Annotated in this window: 16 protein-coding genes, 1 pseudogene and 1 riboswitch; of the genes and pseudogenes, 8 read left to right on the top strand and 9 right to left on the bottom strand. The window is 54.8% G+C overall.

The annotated features are described in order from the left end of the window. The gene (locus ABIE61_RS06490; protein WP_354407794.1) at nt 1-756 is read left to right on the top strand and encodes a YciK family oxidoreductase; all 756 of its coding nucleotides are present in this window, start codon (nt 1-3) and stop codon (nt 754-756) included. A 9-nt stretch (nt 757-765) separates the two neighbouring features. On the opposite strand, the gene rluB is transcribed toward ABIE61_RS06490, so the two are convergent. The 4 genes from rluB to ABIE61_RS06470 all read right to left on the bottom strand — a co-directional run bounded on the left by rluB (nt 766) and on the right by ABIE61_RS06470 (nt 3,816). Beyond that, entirely contained in the window at nt 766-1,692 is a 927-nt protein-coding gene (gene rluB / locus ABIE61_RS06485) for a 23S rRNA pseudouridine(2605) synthase RluB (RefSeq protein WP_354407793.1), read from the bottom strand. Between the two features lie 118 nt (nt 1,693-1,810). Next, the gene (locus ABIE61_RS06480) at nt 1,811-2,209 is read right to left on the bottom strand and encodes an H-NS histone family protein (protein WP_091825576.1); all 399 of its coding nucleotides are present in this window, start codon (nt 2,207-2,209) and stop codon (nt 1,811-1,813) included. 87 nt (nt 2,210-2,296) lie between these two features. Then, nucleotides 2,297-2,917, bottom strand: coding sequence for an L-threonylcarbamoyladenylate synthase (locus ABIE61_RS06475; RefSeq protein WP_206840460.1), 621 nt, complete (start codon nt 2,915-2,917; stop codon nt 2,297-2,299). Nucleotides 2,918-2,952: 35 nt separating this feature from the next. Next, nucleotides 2,953-3,816, bottom strand: a complete 864-nt coding sequence (locus ABIE61_RS06470; RefSeq protein WP_242530132.1) for a PHP domain-containing protein — start codon at nt 3,814-3,816, stop codon at nt 2,953-2,955. A 56-nt stretch (nt 3,817-3,872) separates the two neighbouring features. Here ABIE61_RS06470 and ABIE61_RS06465 point away from each other — a divergent pair, with 56 nt between their 5' ends. The 3 genes from ABIE61_RS06465 (at nt 3,873) to ABIE61_RS06455 (ending at nt 5,477) form a co-directional block, all read left to right on the top strand. Next, nucleotides 3,873-4,427 carry a septation protein A gene (locus ABIE61_RS06465; protein ID WP_091825566.1) on the top strand — a complete coding sequence of 185 codons (555 nt, stop codon included), beginning with the start codon at nt 3,873-3,875 and terminating at the stop codon, nt 4,425-4,427. Next, entirely contained in the window at nt 4,427-4,726 is a 300-nt protein-coding gene (locus tag ABIE61_RS06460) for a YciI family protein (protein WP_354407788.1), read from the top strand. Before ABIE61_RS06465 ends, ABIE61_RS06460 begins: the two co-directional genes overlap by 1 nt. 154 nt (nt 4,727-4,880) lie before the next feature. Further along, complete coding sequence (locus tag ABIE61_RS06455; RefSeq protein WP_091825562.1) at nt 4,881-5,477, top strand: OmpA family protein; 597 nt, start codon at nt 4,881-4,883, stop codon at nt 5,475-5,477. Nucleotides 5,478-5,609: 132 nt separating this feature from the next. Here ABIE61_RS06455 and purL read toward each other — a convergent pair whose 3' ends face one another. Then, nucleotides 5,610-9,512 (bottom strand): phosphoribosylformylglycinamidine synthase, encoded by a 3,903-nt coding sequence (purL, locus tag ABIE61_RS06450; RefSeq protein ID WP_354407785.1) that lies wholly within the window; start codon nt 9,510-9,512, stop codon nt 5,610-5,612. Between the two features lie 108 nt (nt 9,513-9,620). On the opposite strand from purL, the gene mltF reads away from it, so the two are divergent. After that, nucleotides 9,621-11,120 carry a membrane-bound lytic murein transglycosylase MltF gene (gene mltF / locus ABIE61_RS06445; RefSeq protein WP_354407782.1) on the top strand — a complete coding sequence of 500 codons (1,500 nt, stop codon included), beginning with the start codon at nt 9,621-9,623 and terminating at the stop codon, nt 11,118-11,120. On the opposite strand, the gene tadA is transcribed toward mltF, so the two are convergent. Beyond that, entirely contained in the window at nt 11,112-11,630 is a 519-nt protein-coding gene (gene tadA, locus ABIE61_RS06440; protein ID WP_354407779.1) for a tRNA adenosine(34) deaminase TadA, read from the bottom strand. The two genes, mltF and tadA, sit on opposite strands and share 9 nt — an antisense overlap. 208 nt (nt 11,631-11,838) lie before the next feature. Continuing rightward, the gene (locus ABIE61_RS06435; RefSeq protein ID WP_354407776.1) at nt 11,839-13,350 is read right to left on the bottom strand and encodes an MFS transporter; all 1,512 of its coding nucleotides are present in this window, start codon (nt 13,348-13,350) and stop codon (nt 11,839-11,841) included. An 85-nt stretch (nt 13,351-13,435) separates the two neighbouring features. Here ABIE61_RS06435 and ABIE61_RS06430 point away from each other — a divergent pair, with 85 nt between their 5' ends. Continuing rightward, nucleotides 13,436-13,969, top strand: a complete 534-nt coding sequence (locus ABIE61_RS06430) for a TetR/AcrR family transcriptional regulator (RefSeq protein ID WP_354407774.1) — start codon at nt 13,436-13,438, stop codon at nt 13,967-13,969. A gap of 254 nt (nt 13,970-14,223) precedes the next feature. Beyond that, a riboswitch (TPP riboswitch) is annotated at nt 14,224-14,342 on the top strand. 30 nt (nt 14,343-14,372) lie between these two features. After that, nucleotides 14,373-14,837 carry an NUDIX hydrolase gene (locus ABIE61_RS06425; RefSeq protein ID WP_354407771.1) on the top strand — a complete coding sequence of 155 codons (465 nt, stop codon included), beginning with the start codon at nt 14,373-14,375 and terminating at the stop codon, nt 14,835-14,837. Nucleotides 14,838-15,011: 174 nt separating this feature from the next. Here the strand turns inward: ABIE61_RS06425 and ABIE61_RS06420 are convergent, their stop codons facing one another. Then, a complete protein-coding gene (locus ABIE61_RS06420) occupies nt 15,012-16,124 on the bottom strand; it encodes an FAD-dependent monooxygenase (protein WP_354407769.1) in 1,113 nt (370 codons plus the stop codon). Between the two features lie 105 nt (nt 16,125-16,229). Here ABIE61_RS06420 and ABIE61_RS06415 point away from each other — a divergent pair, with 105 nt between their 5' ends. Then, nucleotides 16,230-17,138: a LysR family transcriptional regulator gene (locus ABIE61_RS06415; RefSeq protein WP_354407766.1), complete on the top strand. Its 909-nt coding sequence runs from the start codon at nt 16,230-16,232 to the stop codon at nt 17,136-17,138. Between the two features lie 218 nt (nt 17,139-17,356). Here ABIE61_RS06415 and ABIE61_RS06410 read toward each other — a convergent pair. Continuing rightward, a pseudogene (locus tag ABIE61_RS06410) lies at nt 17,357-18,305 on the bottom strand (IS30 family transposase). Nucleotides 18,306-18,325 lie beyond the last annotated feature (20 nt).

Here is an 18,325-nt window from a genome sequence, read left to right as displayed (position 1 = left end):
ATGTTTCACTACGATGCACCGGCCGACCTGCTCAGGGATCGGATCATTCTGGTTACCGGCGCCGGCGACGGAATTGGCCGTGCCGCTGCCTGGCACTACGCCAGACACGGCGCCACCGTGGTACTGCTTGGCCGCACCCTGGAAAAGCTTGAATCACTGTATGACGAAATCGAGAGCGCCGGTCTGCCCAAGCCCGCCATCGTACCCATGAATCTGGATACTGCGGTCGAGCATGATTATATCGAGCTGAGCAACCAGCTGTATGATGAGTTCGGCCATCTGGACGGGGTACTGCACAATGCCGGCATTCTTGGCATGCGCACCCCGATCGAGAACTATGATCCGGTTACCTGGGAAAAGGTCATGCGCATTAACGTACACGCCCCCTTCCTGCTGACTCAGGCGCTTTTACCATTGCTGCACAAGTCCAGCGATGCATCCGTGATCTTTACATCGTCAGGAGTAGGACGCACAGGCCGTGCCTACTGGGGGGCCTATGCGGTATCAAAGTTTGCGACCGAAGGGATGATGCAGGTACTGGCAGACGAGCTGGACAACGATCCAGCCATTCGGGTCAACGCCATTAATCCGGGCGCGACCCGCACCCAGATGCGCAGCTACGCCTACCCCGCCGAGCCACCCGAGACCAACCCCACCCCGGCTGAAATCATGCCGCTGTACCTTTACCTGATGGGACCGGACAGCAAGGGGGTCAATGGCCGCTCCATGGAAGCCCAGGGTCAGGAATCCGCCTGACCCCGGAACTCAGACCCGACGCCCGCGATTACCGGTGTTTCGCTTACCCACCGAGCGGGCCTTGGTTTTGCCACTGCGACGCTTCTCTTCCACCGCAGCAGGCTGCCCTTTGATCACCGCCTGACGCACTTTCTGGCGCTTGTACAGGCGCTGCTCTTTTTCTGCCTCATTTGGTGTCGGGCGATGGGTACGAGCGGTATCCAGCTCCAGCTCACGTGCCAGCAACTCAACCTCTTTGGGCGGCAGTTCACGCCAGGTGCCTACCTTGATATCGCTGGGCAGGAACACAGGACCAAAGCGCACCCGCTTGAGCCGGTTAACCTGCAGCCCCTGCGATTCCCACAAACGACGCACTTCACGGTTACGCCCTTCCATCACAACACAGTGATACCACTTATTGGCGCCTTCACCGTCGAAGTAACGCACATCAGTGAACCTGGCCATGCCGTCATCCAGCAAAACACCCTGCTTCAATCGCTCCAGCATGTCATCGTCCACATTCCCAAGCACCCTGACCGCATACTCGCGGTCGATCTGCATGGAGGGATGCATCATACGATTGGCCAGCTCGCCGTCAGTGGTAAAAATCAGCAGCCCCGTGGTATTGATATCGAGTCTGCCAATGGCAACCCAACGCCCCTGTTTGAGGGGAGGCAGATTATCGAAAACCGTCGTCCGCCCTTCAGGGTCATGCCGCGTACACACTTCACCCAGCGGCTTGTTGTAAATCAGAACACGACGCTCTGCCATCGAGGCAAAGGTCAGTGTGACCGGTTTGCCATCCAGAATGATTTTGTCAGCAGCGCTGACCCTGTCCCCCAGCTTGGCTGGCTGATCATTCAGGACAACACGACCTTCTTCTATCCAACGCTCCATCTCACGACGTGAGCCAAAACCGGAGCGCGCCAAAACCTTTTGCAATTTTTCATCTGACATTTTGACGTCTCTTTTCGGGGCACCTGACGACTGCCCTGTTGATATAAATCGGCGAAAAACCAAAAAAAGCCCCTTCGGGTTTCCCCGAAGAGGCTATCGCCACATGCATGATGCCCGATCAATCAACGGTGGGCAACTGCTCCTTGGTCAGATTATTCGCGTCCATATATTCACGGAAGGCAACCGGTGTACGGCCACGACCAGACCAAGCGTGCTCATTACCTTCGCTATCCTTAATAACGTATTTGGCCTTGACCGCTTTTTTACGCGCAACCGGCTCAACATTCTGCTTCAGCTCTTCCAGCCCAATACCGGCTTCGCGCATCAAACGCTGGATTTCTTCTACCTGATGCTTTTTGGCCTGCTGCTCCTGCTCTTCACGCAGCTTAGCCTCTTCAAGCTCCAAGCGAATATCGTTAAGGTCAGTAATAACCTTGTCGATTTCGGCCAGTGTCATCTCCTGGCAGTGCTTACGCAGAGAATTTTTGCGAGTCAGAATCTTGTTAAAATCAGTCATATTTTGCCGCCATAAATTAATTGAACAGGTGAATGTGCTTAATTATCGCTACAAAACTTTTTTTTTCAATACTGACAGCAAAAAATCCTATTTAAAATGTGAAGTATCAGCAGCCCCTTCACGCACAACAACCGGCACTTCATCGACCATATTAATCACACTGGTTGCTTCCATACCGCAATATCCACCATCAATGATCAGATCAACCTGATGTTGAAGCAGGTCTCGCATTTCGTATGGATCCGTCATTGGCAACTCCTCACCCGGCATAATCAGGGAGGTACTCATAATGGGCTCGCCAAGCTGGGATAAGAGCGCTGCAACGATCGGATTATTCGGTACACGAATACCGATCGTGCGACGCTTCGGATGCAGCAACCTGCGTGGCACTTCTGTAGTGGCAGGCAGGATAAATGTATACGCCCCAGGGGTATGCGCCTTCAAGAGACGAAAGGTCTGATTATCCACTTTGGCATAGGTACCTATAGAGGAAAGATCGTCGCATACCAGGGTAAAATTATGTTTATCATCCAACTGCCGAATACGCTTGATACGATCAACCGCCTTTTTATCTCCCAAATGGCAACCCAGCGCATAGGCACAATCAGTGGGGTAGATGACAACCCCGCCTGAACGAATAATCTCTACCGCCTGTTGAATCAGGCGTGCCTGGGGGTTTTCCGGGTGTATCTGAAAAAACTGGCTCATTTTCAAGCCTCCTGTCGAATCAGCACTGAACTGCTTCAGCGCCTGATAAAGTCATAAATAAGATGCCTGTCGCTTTCGACGGCAGGGAAACGGCCAAGTCGCGTCCAGGTCATATCCGGATTGTGAAAATCACTGCCGGACGAAATTTTAAGGTCAAGTGTATCCGCTATTCTCAACAACAGACCTACTTGGTCTCGGCTAACATTGGGACAACCAATCTCAATACCATCAATTCCAGACTTGGCAAGCTCAGCAATCAGCAACCTCAGCCTTGAAAAGGTTAAACTGTACTTTGTTGGATGGGCCAGAATGGAAAAGCCGCCGCTTTTGCGAATAATATCAATCGACTCAACGATATCCGGCCATTCCGCCTTCACATCACCGGGCTTGCCCTGTCCAAGATAACGATCAAACGCTTCATTCTCACTGCTTACAACTCCTGCCGCCAGCAATGCACGCGCAAAATGAGGCCTGCCGATTTGACCATCCCCTGCCTGTGCTCTGGCAAGTTCAATAATGTTATCCGGCACACCACGAGCAACCAGCTTGCGTGCGATTTTATCAGCTCTGGTAACACGCAACTCTGCCAGCCGGGCTTCATAGTCTTTCCAACCCGGGTAGTCAGGATCAATCCCCAAGCCCAGCAGATGCAGCACACGTCGATTCCACAGGCAGGTAAGTTCCACACCAGGTATCAACGTCAAGCCGGCATCGTTGGCCGCCTGCTGCGCCTCCGCAAGCCCTGCCAGCGTATCGTGGTCAGTCAATGCCATATACTCGACCGCTGCATCCACCGCCCTTGCAACCAGCTCTGACGGGGACAGTGCGCCATCAGATGCGGTACTATGCATGTGGAGGTCAAACCCTGGCAGGCGTGCCACTTTTGTGGACTCAGTCACGATAAGCTGTTTACCTCTGTTGAAATGAACCTTTCACCAACCATATTAGCGGCCCGATGAAACTATTACTCGACTTTCTTCCTGTCATTATATTCTTTGCGGTATATAAATTCAGTGGTGACATCATTTTGGCCACCGCTGTGCTAATTCCGGCCACGCTGGCCCAGATGGCATACACCTGGCTCAAGACTCATCGGATCGAGAAAATGCAACTGGTCACCCTTGGTCTGGTTGTGATTCTCGGCGGCGCCACTGTGTTACTGGACAACAAGGCATTCATTCAATGGAAGCCTACTGTTGTTAACTGGCTTTTTGCAGCAGCCTTCCTGCTAAGTCAGTTTATCGGCAAGAAACCCATCGTACAGCGCCTGATGGAGAGTAGCATCGAACTGCCATCCAAAGTCTGGAGCAATCTTAATATTGGCTGGATAGGCTTCTTCATTATTATGGGAATAGCCAACCTGGCGGTGGTCTACACCCTGAGCGAGGAAGCCTGGGTCAATTTTAAGCTGTTCGGCATGCTCGGCTGCACCCTCGTTTTTGTCATTAGCCAGGGCATTTATATATCCAGGCACATGCCCGAACAGGAAGAGAACAGCGGAGAAAGCTGATGTATTACGCTATCATTGCAGAAGATATTGAAAATTCACTTGAAGCCCGCATGGCCGCACGGCCTGAGCACCTTGCACGGCTGGAACAACTCAAAGGTGAAGGGCGTCTGCTGGTTGCAGGCCCCCACCCTGCCATTGACAGTCAAGATCCAGGGCCTGCCGGATTCACTGGAAGCCTCGTCATTGCAGAGTTTGCATCGCTTGAAGCCGCCCGCCAGTGGGCCGATGACGACCCTTACTGCAAGGCAGGCGTCTATCAAAAGGTGACTGTAAAACCATATAAAAAAGTTCTACCCTAAGCTAATATAGCTGTTAGCTGCATACCGGATTCAGGTTACGGCTGCTTAACGGACTCAAGTTGCCTGTATGGGTGCCGTTAAGGAAAAACCTGATTGAATGTTCTATACTTGTACACAATTAAAAAACATCCACCTGGCACACAAGGATATGATGATGAAGAAAATTGCAATTGCTGCTGGACTGGCGATGGCACTGGGTACCTCAGCTGCGGTACAGGCTCAGGTTCCGGGTTATGCCGTAAACTCTGATGATACCATCTGGCGCACCAGCTTCGGCGAATGCTGGCACACCGGTTTCTGGACTCAGGATCAGGCAGTAGAAGGCTGTGATGGCGCTGTTGCCAAAGCTGAGCCGGCCGCCCCTGAAGCCGCTCCGGTTGCCACCATGGCTGATGTTGAGAAGAAGTTCGCTCTGTACTTCGACTTCGACAGCACTCAGGTTGGTGATGTAAGCAACATCGTTAACTACATCGGTTCACTGGCCAGCCTCCAGAGTGTGAAACTGGTAGGTTACGCTGACTTCATCGGTTCAGCTGCCTATAACGAACAGCTGTCCAAGCGTCGTGCTGAAGCCGTTGCCGCCAAACTGGGTCAGGCCGGTGTTGACTCCAGCAAAATGACTATCGGTTACATGGGCGAGTCCGCTCCGGTTGCAAACTGCACCGGTCGTGGCGCAGAACTGATCGCATGCCTGCGTCCGGATCGTCGTGTAGACGTTGAAATCATGGGTCAGAAGCGCGCTCAGCAATAAGAACCCTTCTGCTCTAATAAAAAGCCGGCCTTTGTGCCGGCTTTTTTGTTGGATGCTGTCTGCCAGCGTTTATCCAACACCAACAAAAACGGCAGCCGAAGCTGCCGTTTCTAAATTCAAGCCATTACCCGATCAACCGACCCAGACACGCGCATTGCGGAACATGCGCATCCAGGCACCATCCTCGGACCAGTCATCCGGCGCCCAGGAGTTCTGCACACCACGGAAGACACGCTCAGGGTGCGGCATCATGATGGTGACGCGGCCATCCGGCGTAGTAAGACCGGTGATACCCAGAGGCGAACCGTTCGGGTTAGCCGGGTACACAGTGGTGGCATCACCACGGTTATCCACAAAACGCAGAGAGACTGTACCGGATTCATTCAGCATGCGCAGCTGCGCATCGTCTTCAAACTCGGCACGACCTTCACCGTGAGCAATCGCGATCGGCATGCGGGAGCCGGCCATGCCCTGCAGGAAGATGGACGGGCTGTCCTGTACTTCCACCATCGCTACACGGGCTTCGAACTGCTCCGATTGGTTACGCACGAAATGCGGCCAGAGATCGGCACCCGGAATCAGTTCATGCAGGTTGGACAGCATCTGACAGCCATTGCACACGCCCAGCGCAAAGGTATCTTCACGCTCGAAGAATGCGGTGAACTGCTCGCGCGCCACCGGGTTGAACAGAATGGACTTGGCCCAGCCCTCGCCAGCACCCAGAACGTCACCGTAGGAGAAGCCGCCACAGGCGACCAGACCACGGAACTGATCCAGCGTAATGCGACCGGACAGTATATCGCTCATGTGCACATCGATGGCATCGAAGCCGGCACGGTCAAAGGCTGCCGCCATCTCGACCTGACCGTTGACGCCCTGCTCACGCAGGATCGCAACCTTCGGACGCACACCGGAGGCGATCAGGTCGGCCGCCACGTCTTCGTTCTGGTCAAAGCTCAGGCTTACATTCAGGCCCGGATCTTCACGATCCAACAGACGATCAAACTCCTGCCGTGCACATTCGGAGTTGTCTCGCAGCGCCTGAATACGGAAGGAGGTTTCGCTCCACCAGCGCTGCAGCTGAATCAGATCGGCACTGTAGACCTCTTCGTCATCGAAGAAGCAGTTCAGCTGCAGATCTGGATTCAGCGTACCGATCACCTTGGCCACATCACCCAGGCCTGCCGCGTTCAGTTCGTTCAGCACGGTTTCCATATCGTCGCGACGGATCTGAATTACCGCACCCAACTCTTCGTTGAACAGGGCGGCGGCCAGCTCAGAGGTGTCTTCGGCCAGCAGATCCAGGTTCAGATCCACACCGGTACGACCGGCAAAGCCCATCTCGGCAACAGTGGCCAACAGACCGCCATCGGCGCGATCGTGGTAGGCCAACAGCAGGCCCTGCTCGTTAAGCTCCTGAATGGCGGTGAAGAAGTGGGCCAGCAGCTCGGCGTCATCCACATCAGGTACGCTGTTACCGACTTCGTTGTAGACCTGCGCCAGTGCCGACAGACCCATGCGGTTCTGGCCGTTGCCCAAATCCAGTAGGATCAGGTCGGTCTCACCCTTATCGGTGCGCAGCTGCGGCGTCAGTGTCTTGCGCGCATCCAACACCGGCGCAAAGCCGGAGATGATCAGCGACATTGGTGCAGTCACGCTCTTCTGCTCGCCGTTGTCATTCCAAACGGTACGCATGGACATGGAGTCCTTGCCCACCGGAATGGTGATGCCCAGCTCCGGACACAGCTCCATACCCACCGCCTTGACGGTGTCATACAGTTTTTCGTCTTCACCCGGGTGGCCGGCAGCGCACATCCAGTTGGCGGACAGTTTGATGTCGGACAGCTTACCGATACGAGCCGCGGCCAGGTTGGTGATGGTCTCACCGACCGCCATGCGGCCTGAGGCCGGTGAGTCGATCAGCGCCAGCGGGGTACGCTCGCCCATCGCCATCGCTTCACCGGCATAGGTGTCGTAGGACGCGGTAGTCACGGCACAGTCAGCCACCGGCACTTGCCAGGGACCAACCATCTGATCACGGGCAACGGTGCCGGTGATGGAGCGGTCACCGATAGTAATCAGGAAGCTTTTCGAAGCAACTGCCGGCAGTTTGAGTACACGTTCGGCTGCATCCGCCAGTTCGATTTCAGCGGTATCAAATTCAGGTACTTCGTAAGCCTTACGCTCAACGGTGCGGTGCATCTTCGGCGGCTTACCGAACAGCACACTCATCGGCAGGTCGACCGGCTTGTTCTCGAAGTGGGTATCACCCAGGGTCAGGTGGTGCTCTTCGGTAGCCTCACCGACCACGGCAAACGGGCAGCGTTCACGCTCACAGATCGCTTCGAAGCGGGCCAGATCTTCCGGCTTCACCGCCATCACATAGCGTTCCTGAGCTTCGTTACACCAGATCTCCAGCGGCGACATGCCCGGCTCGTCGTTATTGACGTTGCGCAGTTCGAAGTTGCCGCCACGACCACCATCCTTCACCAGCTCGGGGAAGGCATTGGACAAACCACCGGCACCCACGTCATGAATGAAGGCGATCGGGTTATCATCGCCCAGCTGCCAGCAGCGGTCGATCACTTCCTGACAACGACGCTCGATCTCCGGGTTGCCACGCTGTACGGAGGCGAAATCCAGATCGGCCGAAGAGCTGCCGGAAGACATGGAGGACGCCGCACCGCCACCGAGGCCGATCAGCATCGCCGGGCCACCCAGGCAGATCAGTTTGGCACCGACAGTGATTTCGCCCTTCTCCACATGGTCTTCACGGATGTTGCCCAGACCACCGGCGATCATGATCGGCTTGTGGTAACCGCGCACTTCATCGCCATTGGCACCTGGCACCTGCTGTTCGAAGGTACGGAAGTAACCGGTCAGATTGGGACGACCGAATTCGTTGTTGAACGCGGCACCGCCGATGGGGCCTTCGATCATGATATCCAGCGCAGACGCGATGCGCTCCGGCTTGCCATAGCCGGATTCCCAGGGCTGCTCGAAGCCTGGGATGTTCAGATCGGATACCGTGAAACCGGTCAGGCCCGCCTTCGGCTTGGAGCCACGGCCGGTAGCACCTTCATCACGAATCTCACCGCCAGAGCCGGTCGCGGCACCGGAAAACGGCGCGATGGCGGTCGGGTGGTTGTGGGTTTCCACCTTCATCAGAATATGGATCGCTTCCGGGTTGTAGCCATACTGGCCGGTGGCCGGATGCGGGAAGAAACGACCCGCCTTGCTGCCCACGATTACGGACGCGTTATCCTTGTAGGCAGACAGGACGTTTTCACCACCCAGGTTATAGGTGTTGCGGATCATGGCGAACAGGGAATGCTCCTGACGCACGCCATCAATATCCCAGCTGGCATTGAAGATTTTGTGACGGCAGTGCTCGGAGTTCGCCTGGGCGAACATCATCAGCTCTACATCGTTGGGGTTGCGCCCCAGACCGTTAAAGCTTTCAACCAGATAATCGATCTCATCGTCTGCCAGCGCCAGACCCAGCTCTACGTTCGCTTTGGCCAGGGCATCACGACCACCGCCGAGAATGTCGACCTGAGTCATGGTTCGTGGCTGTTCGTGGCGGAACAGGGACTGCGCCTGATCCAGGTCAGTCATCACCGCTTCGACCATGCGATCATGCAGCAGCTCGGCGATGTGACCGCGCTGCTCAGCAGTCAACGGCCGTTCGCTGCGCACATGGTAGGCGACGCCGCGCTCAAGGCGCTCGATTGCATTCAGGCCACAATTACGGGCAATATCCGTGGCCTTGCTGGACCAGGGCGAGATAGTGCCGGGACGCGGAACAACCAGGAAGAGTTCTCCGACCGGTTCTTCCGCACTGGCCTTGGGACCATAACGCAGGATACGATCTAGAACCTGAGACTCCTGTTCCTCCAGATCACGCTGCAGATCTGCAAAATGAGTGTATTCTGCGTATAGACCTGTAACGGACGAAACCTGCGACCGGATCGAGGAAAGCAGTTTGGCATGACGAAAAGACGAAAGAGCGGGAGCTCCACGCAGTACGAGCATGTTGATATCGAGCCTCTTGATTCTACCTGCAGACCAGGCATGGGAGAGCGAAAGAATGAAAGCTGATTTTACCCGATCGGGCGACCGAGATACAGAATAGCCGAGCCTATGTTTAAAGAGCGGAAATCACCCCACCTGCGCGAACTGATCTATTCGGGCGCTCTGATCAGTCTCACGCTCGTGCTCGCCATAATCGGGCTGAAAACGCCTACCCAGCTCGATGCGATTCGCAACAACGGTGTTCTGAGGGTAGCCACCACCAATACTCCCATGACCTATTTTATTCGCCGCTCCGAGCCGGCAGGGTTTGAATATGAACTTACCAAGGCATTTGCTGACCACCTGGGGGTGGAGCTTGAACTGGTCCTGCCATCCAGTTTCTCGGGGCTGTTTCAGGTCTTGCAGGAGCGTAACGCCCATTTGGCCGCTGCCAGCCTGACCGTCACCCGCGAGCGCCAGCAGCGCTTTGAGTTTTCGCCTCCCTACCGCCAAAGCGCACCCGTGTTGATCTACCGAGTACGACAGGGAAATCCGGCGCCCAAAACCCCGTTGGACCTTTACGGACGCAGCATCGGTGTCCTCAAAAGCTCAAGTTATGAAGAACTGCTGGATCAACTGCGACAAGAATTCCCCAAGCTGCGGTGGTTCAGTAACCCGGATGATACGGTTACCGACCTGCTCGACCGAGTCCATGAGGGCAGCCTCGACTACACCATTCTGGATTCAACCGTTTTTGATGCACAAAAATCATTCTATCCCGGCCTGAAAGCCGCATTTGAACTGCAACCACCCCAGCCCATCGCCTGGATGCTAAATCGCCATCATGACGGCACTCTCAAGGCAGCTTTGCAACAATGGTTTGCTCTGGAAGAAACAGCACAATTGATCAAAACCCTCGAGGAACGCTACTTTTCACGCACCAACCCGCTTAACTTCTTCGATACGGTTTCATTTCGGAGGGACCTGGAAGAACGTTTTCTACCACTTTACCCCTGGTTCCGTGAAGCAGCAGACGCAAGCGGGATCAATTGGCTACTGCTGGCGGCCATCGCCTATCAGGAGTCACACTGGAGAGCCGATGCCGTCTCACCCACAGGCGTTCGAGGCATTATGATGCTGACGCAGGCAGCGGCAGCTGAGGTGGGTGTTGATGACCGTACCGACCCGAAGCAAAGCATTCTCGGCGGTGCTCAATACCTGGTCAATGTGAAGCAGAAGATCCCTGAGCGGATCCCTGAGCCCGACCACACCTGGTTTGCACTGGCAGGCTACAACGTGGGGTTTGGTCATCTTGAAGATGCCCGCATCCTGACCCAGAAAGCCGGCAAGGACCCCGACAAGTGGCAACATGTCCGCGAATACCTGCCTCTATTGAGCAACCCTCGCTACTACAACCAAACGCGCTACGGCTACGCCCGAGGGCATGAGCCGGTGCAGTACGTCAGCAACATCCGCAAGTATATGGAGCTGTTGCGCTGGGAAGTGGAGACCGCCGGGGCACGCAACCTGAACCCGGACCTTGAAAGCGACAGCGATGCCGCTGACTCGAATGAAAGCAGCTCGGAAACACGCCCTCTGCCCTTGAGTAACCTGCCCAGCTCACTCTAAACCTGTGCTGTCTGGGATCTGGCCGCCTGTAACCTTGAGCCGTTTCTTTTGTGCTCTGCGCGAGCGGAAAAAATCACTGATCTGCTCACTGCATTCTTGTGCCAATACCCCACCCTGATACTCCGGACGATGATTGACCCAGGTCTGATCAAACACGCAGCCATTGCTTACCACAGCCCCTGCCTTGGGCTCAGTGGCACCAAACACAACCCTTGCAATACGTGCGTGAATGATGGCACCGGCGCACATAGTGCAGGGTTCGATGGTGACATACAGCTCGGCTCCCACCAGGCGATAGTTTCCCACCTTGTCTGCAGCATGCCTTAACGCCATGATTTCAGCATGAGCTGTCGGATCATGACTGCTGATCGGTCGATTCCAGCCTTCGCCAATCACAACGCCATCCAGCACCACCAGCGCTCCTACCGGCACTTCTCCCAGCTCGGCTGCACGCGCCGCGAGCACCTGAGCATGACGCATGAAAGCCTGATCCCGTGTTTCTTGGTCCATCTCGTTACTCTGCCTCACCGTCCCGTCTCGGCATTCATGCTGATCCCAACCGCCATAGAGCCGCATACCATACCCGTTTTCACATCAGACGTTCTCTTCGCCGCCTATTCCCACTTTATCACTAAAAATATAACTGTTGAGCCTGCCCTGCGGATATGAGATTTGTCCGAGCCGAGCAAACCGGGCACGATGTCGGCATGCGCTAATCTCAGGCAGAGTCTTTGCGCATGTCAGTCAGCAGGAAAAACACCAACACCGCCAGCCCCCCGATCAATGCGGCAGACGTCAGCAGCAGCACTGAGTGTGTGGTCGAAAAAGCCGCCTTGCCCGCAGCAACCAATGCGGCGGCCTGATCGTCGGAAAGCTGCCGCGCGACCAGATACGTATCGCCCATCGAAACCGCAGCCTGATCTGCGAGATCAGGGGATAACCCAGCAGGGGTCGTGAGGTTACGCCTGAAAATAACCGACATAAACACACCAAATAGAGTGATGCCGAGACCAGTGCCAAGCTCATACCCGGTCGCTTCCAGCGAACCTGCAGCACCGCCCTTACTTGCATCGACTGAGCCCATAATAGCGATGGATGACGCAGTCAGGCCGATACTCAGCGCTAAACCCAGCAGTGCCAACAGTAGCGGTACAATCACTCCCGGAGCATGAAAATTCTGCACGGCAAGCCAGCCCAGCGACAGCGCTGCGACGACCATCGACAGGCTGGCCACTGGCCGTAGTCCATACCGGGCAGATAGCCAGCCCGCAACCGGACCGCCCACTGCTGCCGCAGCCATGATGGGAATCATGAATATCCCGGCCTGAAGCGGTGTTTTGTCCAGGACGTATTGCAGCTCCTGCGCCAGAGTCAGTTCGACCCCGGCCAATGCGCCGCTGGCGACCACCGCCATGATGATGCCAGCGACGATGGCAGGGTGTGCCAATAAGGAAAGATCCAGCATCGGCGCAGCAGCGCGGAACTGCTTACGAGCAAACAGCACCAGCATTGCCAATCCGAAAGCCAACGTCAGCAACACCACTGCAAGGGGTTGCTTGCCACCAAAACCCGTCTTGGCCGCATACACCACCGCAATCATACCCATGACCAGCAGCAAAGCCTGACCAATCGGCCAATGACCGGGTACGGTCTGCTCCTGACGCGGCAGCAGTAGCCAGCAGGCCGGAGCTACAACGAGCATCAGAGGCACGTTGATCAAGAACACCGAGCCCCACCAGAAATGTTCCAGCAGCGCACCACCTATCAACGGGCCAACCGCCGCACCGGCAGCCCCCACCGTACCCCATAATCCGAGCGCCAGTCCTCGCTCCTTATCGTCCTCAAAGGTACGGCGGATAATGCCCAGCACGCACGGCATTATCATTGCCCCCCCCAACGCCAGCATAACGCGCGCACCAATCAGCATCTGTGCAGTAGGCGCAAAGGCCGTCGCGGCTGAGGCAGCCCCGAAGATCACCAAGCCGATCAGTAAGATGAGTCGGTTACCTACCCTGTCGGCCAGAGTACCCATAGGCACCAGCAAGCCGGCCATCAACAGCGGATAAATATCGATGACCCACAGCACTTGGTTATTTGTTGCTCCCAACGCCTGGGTTAACGTGGGGACCGCAACATGCAGAATGGTCATATCGAGAACAACCGGCAGGAATGCCAGCATTACTGCTATCAGAATCAGCCAGCGCCTGGGGTTTAGAAAGTAGTAAGACACAGGTTCACCCCTGATTTGCGCGTCATTTAAAATATAAATACAATCGTATTTAAAAAGATAATAGTGGGGGTAAACAAGAAAAACAATGGGCAGAAAACCAACTATTACCCGTGACGGGTTGCTGGATGTGGCCGAAGCACTTGTACGCGAACAAGGTGGTTCAGCGCTGACCATTGGTGCTTTGGCAAAGGCTGCAGGCATTTCCAAGGGAGGCATACAGTACTCGTTCTCCAGCAGAGATGAGTTGGTAAGCAGCCTAGTTGACCGCTGGACAAGTCGGTTCGATGCGATGCTGGACGAAACACCGACAAATGATCCGCTCGGCTTTGTTCGAAGTTACATTGAGGCAATGAGAACCGCACAAAAGGCTATGGATGCCAAGATTGCAGGCCTGATGGTCAGTTATCTGGAAAACCCTGAAAACTTAAAGGAAACACGCGACTGGTACCGGGGAATTTTTAACCGTATGACAGGCGCATCTTCAAACGCCCAAGCAGCCCGCGTTGCCTTTCTGGCCGTTGAGGGGTTATTCCTCTTGCGTATCAATGGCATTGACGAAGATGGTGATTGGACGAGTTTTCTAGATGATGTAGATGCAGTGCTAACGCGCCTGACGTGATCGTTCGAATCTCGGTCTTGCAGTGCGGACCCAGCATGGCATGCCTAAAGACATCAGGTGTATTGGCGAATAATTTGATCTACCAGAGCTTCCACCAATTGCCCTTAGCCTGCTCTGTGCTTCGAATGCTAGCCCAGCAGCGCAAGATCTATGCGAAATTCTGTACCATGAGACGATCAATCAGGTCGCTCCAGGCGGAATAAGACAGACCTACTAACCTGGCACTGCGCCATTCGATAATGCCTGATATGCTTCTCAATACCGAGGGGTCACCCACCCAGGGGCTGAGATACTGTTGGCAAGAATGCAGCACAGTGACCCTTTGAGCCTGAACCGGATCATGCCGGCGAAGGGACAGGTTTTGACACCTCATGCCTTCGCTGGCCTCGCAAACGAGGCTGACATGTTATCAACGACAGAGAACACCCCCACCATTCGACCAATCGCCGCTACGATTGCCGCCGTCTATCATAAAGAAAAGATACTCTTGGTACGCCGGGCCAACCCGCCGGACGCAGGCCGCTGGGGCTTCCCCGGAGGGAAAATAGAGGCTGGCGAATCGATTGAACTTGCCGCCGTCAGAGAACTATTGGAGGAAACCGGGGTGCAAGGTCGTGCACGTCAGGTATTCACGGCGGTGGACGCCTTCGACCAGGACGAAAGCGGCCGGATACATCAGCACTTCGTGCTGATTGCGGTCCTTTGTGAATGGATTGCCGGAGAGCCCGTAGCTGGAGACGATGCGCTTGATGCGAAGTGGTTTAGCCTCGACGAACTGACCGATGCCGGCCTTGCCCTGAGTCTCGATGTCGCCAAGGTCGCCCGTCAAGCAGCCGCTATCACCCTTGAACAAGCGAACGGCTCATGACCTCCAGTATTCTCACGATTGCTGGCACAGATACAGATGGCAGGCCTGCTTCAGCTTCTTTCAGGATCGGGATGATCTATTCTTCAGTGAATCGCTTCTTCATGTTCATCGTCCTTCTCTGTGATGAACATTACTGACAGCTTCATGGATTAGAAAGTGGGGAGCTGGTCACAACTACTTTAAACCTTGCATCCAGAACTGGCTGAGTTCAGTAGCAGAAATATGGGATGCCGGCAGCAGCGGCTCAGGTTGTTCAGAAAATATCTTCTTAGCTACCTGTCTTCCAACCAATTGGGCTGCAGAAGTTTTAACATTCCTCTGTTGATAGAAGCCTTGCAAAGCGACTTCCAGCTCATCGGTCTCCATCAGTAAGAGGGCAAGGTGCCATGCATCTTCCAGCGCCTGACATGCCCCCTGACCAGAGGTCGGCAAGGGAGCATGGGCCGCGTCCCCGATAATTATGACATTGTCTTGATGCCAATAGGGAAGAGGATCAATGTCATGAACAAAAATGCGATTAACCGATGCTCTATCACAGGACTGCAACACATTTTGCACTGGATCGGGCCAGTCCCGGAAACGCTGATTCAACTCCTCGTACCAATGGGCCCCGGACCGCTCCCTGTCGACAGCGGCGTTCCAGGCTCCTGCCCAATAGCACCACCCATCATTCACCGGGACAATTCCAAAACGCTCACCTAGACCGCGGAAGTCATGAATAGCGTTATCCAAAGCACCCTCTCGCTGCCTGCTCACTCCTACGACATTTACAAACCCGTGATAACGAGGAGTCACTTTCTCCGCATACAATGCCTGGCGCACGACCGACTTCATCCGCCCATCGGCCCCGACTACCAGGTCAAACTCCTGGCTCAACTTCGTCACATCCGCGGCTGTGATTGAGCAGTCAAACTTGATCTTCACCCCTAGGTCATCGAGCGCACCGGCCAGTAGACTCATCAGCTCACGCCGCAATACCGTCACACTGGGAAAGCCGCAGAGCGAGTTTACTGCCATGATATCGAACTCAGTTTGCAGGACCCCATGCCGGTCAAATTGACGCATAGTGCCTGGCGCGCCTCCCATACGCTTGACCTCCTTGTCCAGCCCAATCTGCTGCATGACAAACATGGCATTGGGCCATAGCGTAACACCAGCACCCATGGATGAGACAGTACTGCCACGCTCAAATAGGCTGACCTGACAGCCCCGTTTCATGGCGAGTATTGCCAGTGCTATCCCGGCAACACCGGCACCTACTATGGCAATTTTACTAGTTCTGATCATCGACTCTCTCCTGATTTATGCAACTTGATAGTGACTGTAATGAAACCCAAATTCATGATAAATATGATTTTATAGTTTTACTAATCTCATATTTTGGGATAACCAATGATAGAGAAAGTCGAAATTCAGTGGTTGCTGTGCTTCCAGGCTGTCTATGAAAGGCTGAGTTTTAAGCTCGCAGCTGAGCAACTACAGCTGCCAACATCCAATGTCAGTCGGCACGTCGCTTTGCTAGAACGACAACTTAATGTGCGGCTGCTGGAACGTACAACGCGTAGGATGACTCCAACAGCAGCCGGTAAGCAGCTGTATCGATCCATTACACCACTCACTCAAGCCATGGATCATACTTTGGAAGAGGTATCCCTATTTGGAGATTCCCTATCCGGCCACTTGAAGATCATTACACCAGATCTCCCATTCATGGCTGATATTCTCGCGGACTTTTGCATTCGACATCCTCAAATACAGCTCAGTTGTGACACCCAACTGGACCCAACAGACGGACTACTGGAAGGATTCGATTTGGTGTTACGTTTTGGACGTGGACCCCTGGAAGATTCTAGCTGGGTCGCCAAAGAAATCCTGCGATGGCCGAGCTGTGTGGTGGCTGCACCAGAACTTCTGAAACATCATCCATCGCCACAATCACTGGATGAACTGACCAAAGCCCCCTGTATTACCAGTATGTCGGTACTCCAAGGAACGCCTTGGCGGTTTAAACAGAACCAAACCGTCCAAGTTAGATCCAACTACAAGGTGAACAGTGGCCAAATGGCCAAGGCCGCTGCACTGAAAGGGCTTGGCTTCGCCATTTTGCCCCTTCATGCCTGTCAATCAGACATCGACAACGGATCCCTTGTTAAAATTGACTGTAACCGCGAACCAGAGGATTTAGTGCTATATGCGCTTTATTCCGGAAGAAAGTACCCACAGAGCAAAGTGAAGGCGTTTCTGGAACACCTGCAGTTAGCACTCGCTCATTTGAGTGTACACAAAAAAGAAGACACCTAACTGACTGAGCATCCGACATTGTGGACCGCGTGAAAAGAAATGCGGATGAAGTGCTTCATGGACAGAGTTCCTTTCCATGCAGCTGGATCCAACGATACTACACACGCCGACTCTACCCGTAATCGGTGCGAGCTCAATCGGATACAGCAGGAATTAGCTCATGCAGCGGACTTATTCGCTGCTTCCCCGCGAATTCAACTCCGAAGTGCGACACCCGCCTATGCAGCCTGAAGGTATTCTTGGAACACCATTTCTGGCTGCCTGAATCCGAGGCATTTACGCGGCCTCAGGTTTAACCTCTTCTCTGCCCACCGCACATCTTCATCCGTAATCAGCCTCAGATCCGTACCCTTCGGGATGAACTGCCGCAGCAGCCCGTTGAAGTTCTCGTTCAGTCCACGCTCCCATGAGGAGTACGGGTGTGCAAAGTAGAACTCCGCCCCCAGCGCTTCCGCTACGGCCTTGTGTTCGACGAACTCGCTGCCGTTGTCCGCCGTGATTGTATGTACATGGTCGGCATAGGGCATGAGCATATCGATGATCGCATCCCGCACGTCCGTAGCCCGCTTGGCGTCGACCCTGCGGACCAGATACAGGCGACTCTTGCGCTCCGCCAGCGTGACCAGCGCACCGCTACCATGCTTGCCCAGAACGGTATCGACCTCCCAGTCACCAAAGCGCTCTCGCGTGTCCACGATGGCCGGACGATCGTCGATCGAAATCGGCTCCGGGATGACCGCACGCTTGCTGTTGCTGCCCTTGCGGTACCGTTTGTGTCCTTGGGCGCAATGTCTTGTAGAGCTTGCCGCCACGGGCCTTATCGGCAGCGACATGACGGTATATCCACTCATGGCTTACCAGCAGACCAATGAGCTTGCCGATACCGCTGATCTGTTCCGGACTCCAGTGCCAGGACAACGTCAGCTCCACATACATGACGGTCTGCTCCGGCACTCTGTATTTGCGTGCCATGACTCGACGTGCGCGGCTTCTGGCATGTGCCTCCTCGGGCTCATACACCCCGTCATGACTGTTACGCTTCATCTCCCGGTAGACCGTGGAGCGATGAACATTAACTACAGTGGCGATCGCTGCCGGCGAATATCCCTGCGTAAGGAGAGCCGATATCTGGTATCGTTTCCCCTCGGTCAACTGCTGATAACTCATGGTGATACTTACTTTGACTT

Source organism: Marinobacterium sp. MBR-111, assembly GCF_040547585.1.
Lineage (GTDB): Bacteria > Pseudomonadota > Gammaproteobacteria > Pseudomonadales > Balneatricaceae > Marinobacterium > Marinobacterium iners.
The sequence above is the reverse complement of the archived record's forward strand: the minus strand, read 5'-3'. Positions and strand labels throughout refer to the sequence as shown.

Excerpts from the sequence above, each read along its gene's own strand:
- ABIE61_RS06490 (WP_354407794.1), top strand. The coding sequence starts at position 1 with ATGTTTCACTACGATGCACCGGCCGACCTGCTCAGGGATCGGATCATT.
- rluB (WP_354407793.1), bottom strand. The coding sequence starts at position 1,692 with ATGTCAGATGAAAAATTGCAAAAGGTTTTGGCGCGCTCCGGTTTTGGC.
- ABIE61_RS06480 (WP_091825576.1), bottom strand. The coding sequence starts at position 2,209 with ATGACTGATTTTAACAAGATTCTGACTCGCAAAAATTCTCTGCGTAAG.
- ABIE61_RS06475 (WP_206840460.1), bottom strand. The coding sequence starts at position 2,917 with ATGAGCCAGTTTTTTCAGATACACCCGGAAAACCCCCAGGCACGCCTG.
- ABIE61_RS06465 (WP_091825566.1), top strand. The coding sequence starts at position 3,873 with ATGAAACTATTACTCGACTTTCTTCCTGTCATTATATTCTTTGCGGTA.
- ABIE61_RS06460 (WP_354407788.1), top strand. The coding sequence starts at position 4,427 with ATGTATTACGCTATCATTGCAGAAGATATTGAAAATTCACTTGAAGCC.
- ABIE61_RS06455 (WP_091825562.1), top strand. The coding sequence starts at position 4,881 with ATGAAGAAAATTGCAATTGCTGCTGGACTGGCGATGGCACTGGGTACC.
- purL (WP_354407785.1), bottom strand. The coding sequence starts at position 9,512 with ATGCTCGTACTGCGTGGAGCTCCCGCTCTTTCGTCTTTTCGTCATGCC.
- mltF (WP_354407782.1), top strand. The coding sequence starts at position 9,621 with ATGTTTAAAGAGCGGAAATCACCCCACCTGCGCGAACTGATCTATTCG.
- tadA (WP_354407779.1), bottom strand. The coding sequence starts at position 11,630 with ATGGACCAAGAAACACGGGATCAGGCTTTCATGCGTCATGCTCAGGTG.
- ABIE61_RS06430 (WP_354407774.1), top strand. The coding sequence starts at position 13,436 with ATGGGCAGAAAACCAACTATTACCCGTGACGGGTTGCTGGATGTGGCC.
- ABIE61_RS06425 (WP_354407771.1), top strand. The coding sequence starts at position 14,373 with ATGTTATCAACGACAGAGAACACCCCCACCATTCGACCAATCGCCGCT.
- ABIE61_RS06420 (WP_354407769.1), bottom strand. The coding sequence starts at position 16,124 with ATGATCAGAACTAGTAAAATTGCCATAGTAGGTGCCGGTGTTGCCGGG.
- ABIE61_RS06415 (WP_354407766.1), top strand. The coding sequence starts at position 16,230 with ATGATAGAGAAAGTCGAAATTCAGTGGTTGCTGTGCTTCCAGGCTGTC.